Raw genomic sequence first — 10,620 nt, 5'->3', positions numbered from 1 at the left:
CGACAGCGTGCAGGAGGAGCAAAAGAGTTTATTAATATTGAATCAGGTATTTCAAATGAAGCAGCTAAGATGGCTGCAAATGCTAATATACCTCATGCATCGCTAATATCAGCAAAAGGTGCAAATCATAAAATATGGGCTAAGAATTGGATTCATCCATTACTGTATATGAAGACTATTGGGCAAAAAGAACAAACTGTAATATCAAATTTCTTTTTTAATAGAGTCTCTATTTTTAAGCCAGGTATGTTAATACGACTTCAGGGTAAAGAAACATGGTTGGAGTATTTTTTTGAATCGAAAGGACTTGGGCTTAGAGTCGATACTTTAGCTTCAGCAATGATACATGATGCGGAGAGAGTAAAATTTGGTCTAGTAGAAAAGTCACCCCAATTTTTTATTGGTAATAACTATATAAAATCTTCTTTAGAATTATAAATAATTTCACCATATGAGAAAATTGAAAGTGACGGGGGGACGGTCGGGATGAAAGAATGAAGCACTTCTGGCTCAAATAAAGGAAAAGAGAATCAAAAAAATTATACTAATGGTACTACTAACTGGTGTTGTTTATTCCCAATGTAATAAGGATAATTGGGAAGACTATTATCCTTATAAAATGCAAGATTGCAACCTTGCAGGGGCAGACCTTAAAGGGGCAGATCTTGAATGGGCATTCCTTAAAGGTGCAAACCTTTCAGGGTCAAACCTTGAAGGGTTAGACCTTTCAGGAGCATACCTTCAAATGGCAGACCTTACAGGGACAAACCTCACAGGGACAAACCTTGAAAATACAGACTTTACGGGAGCAGACCTTAAGGGGGCAGACTTGAAGGGTTCCATATGCTATGGAACAAACTTTTCAGGGGCAGACCTTAAAGGGGCAGATCTTGAATGGGCATTCCTTAAAGGGGCAAACCTTAATGGGGTAAACCTTAGAGAGGCAGACCTTACAAGTGTTATATCGGGTGGGATTAAAGGGACTCCTAAATCGTTACCTGATGGATGGTCTCTTGTAGGTGGGGTTTTAGTAAATGAAAGTGAGGGTATCAAAGACGAAAGTAAAGATGTTGAAAATGAAGCTTTATCTTTATTCGATAATATTGATATTAATGGAAACAAAAAGATTAGTAAAAAAGAGTGGAAGCTGTATAAAGAGGAGCAACAGCCAGAAGTTATGAAAGGTAAGGCTACATTTTCTTCGGTTGATAGAAATAAGAACAAGAATATTAGTAAAAAGGAGTTTATAAATTTTTTCATCAGACTTAAGAAATAAACTAACAGTCTAATCTATATTTAACAAATCAGCCTCCTCACGGGATTTTTTTGTTTATAGACCTCATGATTGACTTTACCGTTATCTCTCCTTAGTTCGCCTCCAGAGAGGTAGTTTCCCCTATTATTCTTTCACATCAGCTTTCTCAACCACTTTCCCAATCTCAATCTTGAAAGTGAGGGGAGGACGGTCGGTTGAGTATGGGGGAGGCATTTAATGTCATTCCGTTGCCTCCATAGTAATCCAGCCGGAGTCCCTTTAATCATACTTAGCCCGCATCTTCTTTAAGGTTTTCAGCCATGCCTTGTTGATATTGTGTTCGGTGGCGCCCGCTATCATGAGATCCAAATACTTCTTTGCCGGTTTGTATGGACCCTTAGGTTCACTCACCCGATATAGATCGGCCGCATACCATTCCCCATCTTCGCCCAAAACCTGAAACGTCTCTCTATTGTAAATACCAAGAGGAACGTCTTCCAGTATGTCCAGTGCTTCCATTTCCTTTTTCTTGATATAATACATTACACCATAGACCATGCCGCCTGGCTTCTCAATGATACTACTGATTCCGCCGCCCATATTTTTAGAATATTTGCGGAACTGAATCTCAAAATTGGGCAACTGGGCATTCATAACATATTCCAGACTCGGCGTGTATTGACGCATATAGGCTTCTGACATATTGGATCCATAACCGAAATGCAGCACCAATGCTTTCTTCTCATCCGTATTCTGGCTGTACCCTATGGATACAACAATCATCAGGCAGAGTGCCTCAATCGCAACTGTTTTTATTTTCACCTTTATCCTTCTCCTCATTTCATTTGATGCTGAATATACGATGGGACTGAGGGCGTTGTATCTATTTTCAAATCCCCACTACCTCTCCTCTGTTTTGAGAGGAGCGATTCGTGGTCTTTATTGTTTCTAGAAATATCAAGACTCTGCTGATTAACTTTACAGAGTCAACACCTATGAGAAGATGAGTGCCACCTCCTAGGCGCGTATTACCGAAATGCTGGAGGCGGCGGCCAAGCGCCTGGTCCTGCTAGTCTCGATCCTTGAGAAATACCGTATCAATGTGTTGTAACACTCTCGCCTATATTTCACCCAAACGAGGTTTCACACGGTCCGACTTTCGGGCCGTTGACACCACCCTTTTAGGATCTTTCCTGAGAACTCTCTGTTCCTCTTTGGGCAAGCGGGCAAATTCTCTACAATCTTTTGAACAGCAACCCTCATATTTTTTTTTGCAGGCATCACATTGGATAAATAAGATATGACAGGCATCATTGCAACAGTCAATATGATTATCTGCCGGTTCACCGCATTGGTGACATTCGCTGATCACATCATTGGTGATTCGCTCTCCAATACGGGCGTCAAACACGAAATTTTTTCCCAAAAATTTCGACTCAAGATTTTTTTCCTTCACATTGTGGGCATAATTGATAATGCCGCCGTTTAGCTGATTCACGTTTTTGAAGCCGTGGTGAATAAGATAGGCGCTTGCTTTTTCACAACGAATTCCACCGGTGCAGTACATTAAAATCTCATCATTTTCCTTCCCTATTAAGAGGCGTTTCATCTCTGGCAAAAGCTCACGAGAGGTTTCTACATCAGGTATAATGGCACCGTCAAATCGACCCACTTCACTCTCATAATAATTCCGCATGTCAACAACAACTGATTTAGGGCGGTTCAGGGCCGAATTGAATTCCTCAGGACTGAGATGCTTCCCAACATTATTCATATCAAATTCGCTTTCACTTATGCCGTAGGTGACAATTTCATCTTTCACCTTGATGATTAGCTTGAAAAAGGAGCGTCCATCCACAACAGCTAATTTTTTGGGAATATCTTTTAGAAAGAGGCGATGATTGAGTTTTTTATTAAATAACCGCCAGTTCTGCTCGGGGCAGGAGAGTTGAGCGTTAATTCCCTCATTTGCTATATAAATACGGCCAAAGATTTTCAGTTTGGACCATTCCTCATAAAGGGTATCTCGCAATTCCACCGGGTTTTTGATTTTCACGTAGCGGTAAAACGAAGTTGTTAAGCGCTGGAAGGGTTCCTCTTCCAATTCTTTAATTAAAAGCTCCCGGCTTTTCTTATTGTATAACAGTTCCTTTTTCATTGAGGTGTAATCTTACGGGTATCTTTTTGCGAAATCAACTTTCCACTGATTAGCTCGTTAGAGAGAAAAAGGCTGAAGGATCTGTTATCCGTGGATGGATTGTGTTTACAGGACGTGATATTTGCGCTAAAAAATGTTAAAAATTATTTTCCCACATTCATATTGGGGCTTGGATAATTTACTCAGACTTGGAAGATGCTTTTGTTGAAATAAGTTGGTTTTTCAACGACTTTCCCAATTTTAAGATAGAAAGTACCGCGGGAATGGATGAGATGAAAGATGGGGAAAAATATTGTTGAGGAATTATTTGTAATCAGCTAATCGTTCCTAACAGAATTCTAATTCCGTTCTTGCTTTTTTCTAACATCTGGAGTGTTATATCGGGTCCTTAGAAGATTAATGTCTGGTTAATTATTTATCTTATTAAGCAGGTTTTATGGCACAAAAGTGTGTAAAGAATTTGGATTATTGGTTTTCGTTATGCAATTTCGAAGGGCTCGTAGATGGAGCTTCCAAACCTCGGAACTCCCTCAAATTGGAATATGCAAAAGATGCTAAATACTTAGGGAGATATACCTATGAAAAAGATAATATTATCATCTGTTCTATTATTTCTTCTTCTTACTCTCCCGGTTTCACTGTTTGCTCAGGCAACAGTAGCTGGCCGGGTAACAGATGCTGAAACAGGACAAGGGTTGGCGGGAGCGAATGTAATAATTGAAGGTACCTCTATCGGTGCTGCTGCCAATGCAACTGGAGATTACTCCATATCAGATGTACCCGCGGGAACTCAAACCGTGACCGCATCTGTTATCGGATACGCTTCAAGCAGCACAACAGTAAACGTACCTTCCTCTGGGTCAGTGACGACAAACTTTGCTCTGTCTGGCGAAGCAATCGAACTTTCCGGATTGGAAGTATTAGCTTCTCGTGCCGATGAGAGAACACCAGTTGCTTATACTAATGTCACGAAAGCGGACATGGAATTCCGTCTCGGATCACAGGATATCCCGATGAGTCTTAACACGACTCCAAGTGTCTATGCCACACAGCAAGGTGGTGGTGCTGGGGATGCTCGTATTAATGTTCGGGGGTTTAACCAGCGTAACGTTGCCGTAATGATCAATGGTGTACCGCAAAATGATATGGAAAATGGTTGGGTCTACTGGTCCAACTGGGACGGTGTTGGTGATGTAGCCTCCATCCAGATGCAGCGCGGGTTAAGTGCTGTTAACCTTGCTACCCCTTCCATTGGCGGAAGCATGAATATCATTACCGATCCAACGGCACTCAGCAGCGGTGGAAAGTTCAGACAGGAAATTGGTGCTGGTGGTTTTGTGAAAACCACACTGAATTACAACACCGGACTCATTGGTGATAAAATGGCTTTCAGCGGAACAATCGTTCGTAAAACGGGTGATGGTGTTATTGACAAAACATGGACGGACGCCTGGGCATATTATTTTGGTGCCAGCTACGCCATGAATGAAACCAACCGTTTCGAGTTGTATGCAGTTGGTGCTCCGCAGCGTCATGGCCAAAACCTATACAAACAGAATCTGGGTGCTTATGACTCGGATTTTGCTGCTTCTGTAGACGGTTACGATACCGGTGCACTTGGGAGTGATGGACAATTTCGTGATGAAGGTGAGGCTAATGGAATCGGTTTCGGTCGTACGTTTAACCAGAACTGGGCGCCTGTTTCCTCTTCCTATCAAGGGAAACAATACTGGTACATGTATGGTGCGAAAACGGTGGATCGCCATAGCCCAGACTTCCTGAATGAAAGAGAAAACTTCTTTCACAAACCATTAGTTAATTTGAACCATTATTTAACCCTCAACAGTAAAATGAGACTCTCATCGATTCTATACTGGTCCGGTGGTTCCGGCGGTGGTACAGGAACCTATGGTAAAATTCCAACGATGGATGCTGATGAAAATCTTGGGGATGACGATTACAAATTCTACTATGGGCGTTCTCCATGGGTCAGGGACTGGGATGCATTGATCACGATGAATTCTGGCTCTGATGCTACAGTCTATGTAGATAAAACGGCTCTTTCCCGCGATCCCGGTCAATCAGTTGGTATTCTAAGAAATAGTATCAATCGCCAGAACACCTACGGTCTCATCTCCAAGCTCAACTTGGATATGAGTGATGCATTGAAACTGCAGCTTGGTGTTGACTGGCGAATGGCCGGTATTGAGCATGCTCGCGAAGTCCGTGATCTGATGGGTGGTGATTATTATATTGATTTTGCCGATGATAACTATTCCAGCGGTAAGCAAGTGAAACTTGGTGATATTATCGCATACCATAATGAAACCACCGTTGACTGGATTGGTTTTTTTGCTCAAGGAAACTACACGGCCGGTCCTATATCAGCGTACGGTATGGCAGGTTTTTCCTCCATTGCCTATTCATACCAGGATCATTTCACTGTTGCGGATGAAAAAATTGTAGCTGACCCTATTTCCACTATGCAGTTCAAAGGTGGCGCCATGTTTGATCTAAATGAGAGCATGAGCGTATTCGCCAACTTTGGTCTGTCAGAAAAACCGCCCATCATGGATAACGTCATTTACTTTGATGGTACCGTGGCTTCAGATCCCGCTAACGAAAAATTCCAGAGTATGGAAGCTGGAGCTAACTACAGTAGTGGAATGTTTGCTGTAAAGACAAGTTATTACAATACTGACTGGCAGGACCGTAACCTCACGAAAGCAGTTACATCAGGTCAAGGATCCAGTGGTGATACGGACGTTATCTTCCTGTCAGGTATTAACCAGAACCACAGTGGAATTGAAGTTGAGGCATCAGCTCAATTAATGTCTATGCTTCGTTTTGACGCGGCCGTGAGCCTGGGAAACTGGAAGTTCGTGGGTGACGCCTCCGGTAATTATCAAGAGGATGAGTTTAATGAGCAGGGTCAGGTAATTGGTCAAACCTCAACGACCTATAATTACGCTCTTGATGGTCTTTTTGTGGGCGACATGCCTCAGACAGGTTATGTCATGGGTATAACTCTTACACCTATTTCCGGATTAAGGGCTCAGGTTCTGTATAATATGTACGATAAGAACTATTCAGACTGGGGCCCTTCGGATCGTGAATACAGTGGCAATGATTCTGAAGCAGACAGAGCACAGGTATGGCAAGCCCCAGGATATTCGAAAATGGACGTACATGTCACCTATGACCTTCCGTCAATGGGTGGTTTGAATCTCCAGGTTTTTGCCCATGTGTTTAATGCCCTTGATGACGTGTATGTGCAGGATGCTGTTGACCACAGTCAATACAACAGTTATGGGGATAAAGTCCATGCTGCACATAATGCTGAAGTCTTTCTGGGTATACCCAGATACTTTAATGCAGGTCTTACGGTCCGGTTCTAATCGAAGAATTTAAGATCGAGATGAAAAAAGCCCCGCTTTGGCGGGGCTTTTTATTTTTTTCCTGGCTTGCTTTTGGGATGGGGGTCAGTTTGTTTTCTTAACCTCCCGGTGGAGAATTCCTCCTTTGGGATCGCGGATGAGTGTCACCAGTTCATTCCGCTCAGAGTCGAAGATATACTCGATCGTCTCCAGCAGTGTTCCCCTTGCATCATAGAACGCTTTTTTCAGCAGACGGTTGTTTTCATTAAACACCAGTTGATGGCTCCCCATTTTGGTGCTATCTGCCAAATAGTATTCTGATGTTGTGTATCTGAAACTTACGGGGTTAAGACTGTCACCTTCAGTTTCATATCTGTGTTGAAAACGATAAAAATAGTACATATTTCCAACGGGATCACTTACTACGGTCTCAAGCGGTCTGTCGAGGCGGTTGTGTTTGAATTCAGCAATCCAGCCCTCCTTCATTTCGCTTGCAGAAGTGTGGAACAAATGAGGGTCCAAAACTGTGAGAGGCTGCTGCGTTGAAAATACAATTGAGAGATGTGGCCCTTTTTCGCCTTCCCGTGTCATGAAATAATATGTCCAAAGGTGCCTGTTTCTCCTGCGGAAGAATTCTACTGTTCGGATGGCTGATTCTCCCTCGAATGAGACACGGTAAAATGGTAGACTGCCAATCTTTGAAGCTGGCAGCTGGTTTGCCAACTTTCTGCTGTGAGGATTCCATCTGCGGTAATACTTATACGGTGGTCGGGGACGAGGGAAAATTTCCCGCTTGCGCAATTGTGCAAGGGTGCGGTCACCGTTGGGATAAAATTCTACTCTTACCAATCTTCCCTGGGCATTGTAAGTAGCTTTAAAATGGTTGATTTTCGCAGCTTCATCCTCGGGAACTTCTTCTTTTAACAACTCGCTTCGATGAAGGTCAGTCTTGAAATATTTTACGTTTTTTTTCTCCTGCGCCGGGAGAAAAGAACCTAAAACAAAAACAACGACAAGGTATGAAAAGGTCTTCATAATTCTGATGTGATCATTCGCTACTGCACAGCTTCCAGGAGAGTTTTCCGTTTGGCTTCCAGATCGTTTATCTGTTGTCGAAGATGCATGACGGAAGCCACAGCTTCGCTGGTGTCCTCACCGGCCCGCTCCATACCGCGAAGTTTTATTCTCGCCTGTTCAATCAGCTGTTTCAAAGGATTTTTCTCCAGCGTGATGAGGCAATCAATTGCCACACGGTGGGCATCCTCTTCTGTGGTCGTTTCAAGGAGCAGACGTGAAGCCCGTTCTCTTTCTTTCTTTTCTTGGAACAGGTCAAGAGCACCTGACAGGTTTGAATTTCCGTTCTGATTTTCCGATTCCAAAAGGTAACCGGCCAACGTTTTCATGACAGGATCAGTGAAAGTTTCGAGGTTGGTATTATCGCGCAAAAGTTCCACCACTTGGCTATTACCACTGGCCAAGAGCTTAATGATTTCACATTCGGCTTTTTCCGTTTGAGAACCGGGTTCTGTGTCGGACTGTACACTAGGCGTTTCTTGCTGCCTGCGCGGACGGCGCATGTTCTTTTTCACTATTCTTAGTATAGCTTCTTCATCCACAGCCATCCGTTCCGCCACTTGTCTCACCATATCTCTCTGGATAATCTCATCACCAATTCCCGCAAGTTCAGTTGACATTTCTTCCGCCAACCGGGACCGCTCCGAGGCGTTGGAGAGATCCCGCGGTGTATGCCCAAAATGGAAAGCGATAACATCCCGGGCCTGTGCCTGAGCTTCTTTGAAACTGTCAACACCAGATTCTTTCACCCAACTGTCGGGATCTTTTTCTTCCGGCACTTCCACGATTTTGGGTGTGATGCCACCTTTCAACAGATTGTAGCCGGCGGTAATGGCAGCTTTTCGACCGGCAGTGTCGCCGTCATAGGCGAGGTAAACGGTGTCGGCAAACTTCCTGATCTGTGACACCTGGCCAGATGTCAGGGCCGTTCCTGAGGTGGCAGCGATGTTGGTAATACCGTTCTGATAAAGTTGGAGCAGGTCCATGTAACCTTCCACCACCACCAGAGTGCGATCCTGCCTGGCGGCGTCTTTCGTCCGTGAAAGGCCGTAAAGTATTTCCCGTTTGTTGTAGATGGGCGTCTCGGGTGAGTTCAGGTACTTTGCATCACTTTCACCAAGCATATCCCTGCCGCCAAAGGCAACCACACGGTCACCCCGATTGGTGATAGGAAACATCAGTCGATTTCTGAAACGGTCAAAGATGCCTTTATCGGTCTTGGTGAACAGCCCGCATTTTTTGATTACTTCTTGTGTCACTTTTTTCGATTTTGCCACACTGAGCAGATGATCCCAGCCGTTGTCGGCATAGCCGAGATCAAATATTGCCACGGTCTCATTTGATAGACCGCGCTCTTTCAGGTAGTCACGAATTTTCTTTCCTAATTCTGAAGCGAGGTTCTTTTTGAAGAAATTTACCGCCGCAGTGTGGATGTCATAGAGTTGACTGAAGAACTCGCTGGAGCCGTCATCCCGCTGTAGGTTCAGTTCTATGCCATAACGCTCTGCCAATTTTTGCAGCGACTCCACAAAGCTTATTTTTTCATATTCCATGAGAAAAGAGATGGCGTTGCCGCCGGTTCCGCATCCGAAGCAGTGGTATATCTGCTTGTCCGGTGCTACGCTGAATGAGGGTGTTTTTTCCGTATGGAAAGGGCAGAGGCCGAAGTAGTTCCGTCCTCGTCGGCGTAACTCTACATAATCAGAAACCACATCAAGGATTTCAGCGGAATCCCGAATCCGATCGATGGTATCTTGAGGAACCCGGGCCACTTTCTACTTGCTCTCCATCTTATCCCTCACCCACATTTCGCCTTTTTGAACAGATTTTTCCAGATGGAACGCCGCCACAATCCAGTTCCGGATACCGCTGGAATTTTGATAGACGTATGAACGAGTTTTCATCTCTGAAAAGTAGTCGGCGTTGGGGAGAACATCAACTGCCCAGCAGAGGATGACCGTCATAACAGACGCCTTCACGGCACCCACAGCGACCCCCAGGGCTCTGTTGGCCCAGCGAATTCCCCGAGCAAGGAGAAACATTTGAATAAAGCGTGTGAACAATCTTGCTGCAAACAGGATCACTATGAAAACAATAGCGAACGAAACGACCAAAATAAGCCGACTGTCAACAGGTAGCCGGGGATAGAGAGCCATGGCAATGGTGTCGTGAAACTGAAAAGCAGTTACTGATGCCAAAATGAGTCCTGTCAACCGTCCAACCTCTTCCAGAAAGCCGCGGCTGTATCCCACACACCCGAAAGCGATAAGCAGAAAGATGCCAATTAAGTCAAAAGGGTTGATCAACTAGAAAGCCTCTTTTTTACCAGCTCCTGCACAGTTTTACCATCTGCCTGTCCCCCCACGCGCTTCATAACCTTTGGCATCACTTTTCCCATATCCTGCATGGACTCAGCACCCGTTTCACTAATGATCGAGTCTACAATTTCCGCCAAAGCTTCCTTTGACATCTGGACAGGAAGGTACTCTTCGATGATGGCCAGTTCATTCAACTCTGTCTCGGCCAGCTCATTTCGGTCGCCCTTCTCATACATTTCAGCAGATTCTTTCCGCTGCTTAGCGGCCGTCTGAAGCACTTTGATTATTTCGCCATCATCCAGATCTCCCCTCTTCTCAATAGACCTCTCTTTCAGTTTTGCCATCAGAGTGCGGAGGGTACGGACCCTGTCTCTGTCTCCTGATTTCATGGCAGCCTGCATGCTAGACTGTAGGTCGTTAACCAGAGTCATACATTTA

General features: G+C 44.4%; 8 protein-coding genes. 2 read left to right on the top strand and 6 right to left on the bottom strand.

The annotated features are described in order from the left end of the window. Window positions 1-547 precede the first annotated feature (547 nt). Window positions 548-1,276: a hypothetical protein gene (locus EYO21_08810; GenBank protein ID HIB03902.1), complete on the top strand. Its 729-nt coding sequence runs from the start codon at window positions 548-550 to the stop codon at window positions 1,274-1,276. A 258-nt stretch (window positions 1,277-1,534) separates the two neighbouring features. On the opposite strand, the gene EYO21_08805 is transcribed toward EYO21_08810, so the two are convergent. Both EYO21_08805 and EYO21_08800 read right to left on the bottom strand, forming a co-directional pair. Next, window positions 1,535-2,095 (bottom strand): gamma-glutamylcyclotransferase, encoded by a 561-nt coding sequence (locus EYO21_08805; protein ID HIB03901.1) that lies wholly within the window; start codon window positions 2,093-2,095, stop codon window positions 1,535-1,537. Between the two features lie 280 nt (window positions 2,096-2,375). Continuing rightward, window positions 2,376-3,413, bottom strand: a complete 1,038-nt coding sequence (locus EYO21_08800) for a rhodanese-related sulfurtransferase (GenBank protein HIB03900.1) — start codon at window positions 3,411-3,413, stop codon at window positions 2,376-2,378. A 590-nt stretch (window positions 3,414-4,003) separates the two neighbouring features. Here EYO21_08800 and EYO21_08795 point away from each other — a divergent pair. After that, complete coding sequence (locus EYO21_08795) at window positions 4,004-6,811, top strand: TonB-dependent receptor (protein HIB03899.1); 2,808 nt, start codon at window positions 4,004-4,006, stop codon at window positions 6,809-6,811. A gap of 84 nt (window positions 6,812-6,895) precedes the next feature. Here EYO21_08795 and EYO21_08790 read toward each other — a convergent pair whose 3' ends face one another. Genes EYO21_08790 through EYO21_08775 form a run of 4 tightly spaced genes read right to left on the bottom strand, consistent with a single transcriptional unit; the run spans window position 6,896 to window position 10,613 of the window. Further along, window positions 6,896-7,825, bottom strand: a complete 930-nt coding sequence (locus EYO21_08790; GenBank protein ID HIB03898.1) for a hypothetical protein — start codon at window positions 7,823-7,825, stop codon at window positions 6,896-6,898. Window positions 7,826-7,845: 20 nt separating this feature from the next. Next, entirely contained in the window at window positions 7,846-9,636 is a 1,791-nt protein-coding gene (locus EYO21_08785) for a DNA primase (protein HIB03897.1), read from the bottom strand. Between the two features lie 3 nt (window positions 9,637-9,639). Continuing rightward, window positions 9,640-10,170, bottom strand: a complete 531-nt coding sequence (locus EYO21_08780; GenBank protein ID HIB03896.1) for a CvpA family protein — start codon at window positions 10,168-10,170, stop codon at window positions 9,640-9,642. Continuing rightward, window positions 10,167-10,613, bottom strand: coding sequence for a GatB/YqeY domain-containing protein (locus EYO21_08775; GenBank protein HIB03895.1), 447 nt, complete (start codon window positions 10,611-10,613; stop codon window positions 10,167-10,169). Before EYO21_08775 ends, EYO21_08780 begins: the two co-directional genes overlap by 4 nt. Between the last annotated feature and the right edge of the window lie 7 nt (window positions 10,614-10,620).

The sequence above is a fragment of the Candidatus Neomarinimicrobiota bacterium genome, assembly GCA_012964825.1.
In the GTDB taxonomy this organism is placed as follows: Bacteria; Fidelibacterota; Marinisomatia; order Marinisomatales; family S15-B10; genus UBA2125.
This window is presented reverse-complemented; position numbering and strand designations above follow the sequence as displayed.

What these genes read in the sequence shown, in the direction of transcription:
- EYO21_08810 (HIB03902.1), top strand. Translation starts at nt 548, where the DNA reads ATGGTACTACTAACTGGTGTTGTTTATTCCCAATGTAATAAGGATAAT.
- EYO21_08805 (HIB03901.1), bottom strand. Translation starts at nt 2,095, where the DNA reads ATGAGGAGAAGGATAAAGGTGAAAATAAAAACAGTTGCGATTGAGGCA.
- EYO21_08800 (HIB03900.1), bottom strand. Translation starts at nt 3,413, where the DNA reads ATGAAAAAGGAACTGTTATACAATAAGAAAAGCCGGGAGCTTTTAATT.
- EYO21_08790 (HIB03898.1), bottom strand. Translation starts at nt 7,825, where the DNA reads ATGAAGACCTTTTCATACCTTGTCGTTGTTTTTGTTTTAGGTTCTTTT.
- EYO21_08775 (HIB03895.1), bottom strand. Translation starts at nt 10,613, where the DNA reads ATGACTCTGGTTAACGACCTACAGTCTAGCATGCAGGCTGCCATGAAA.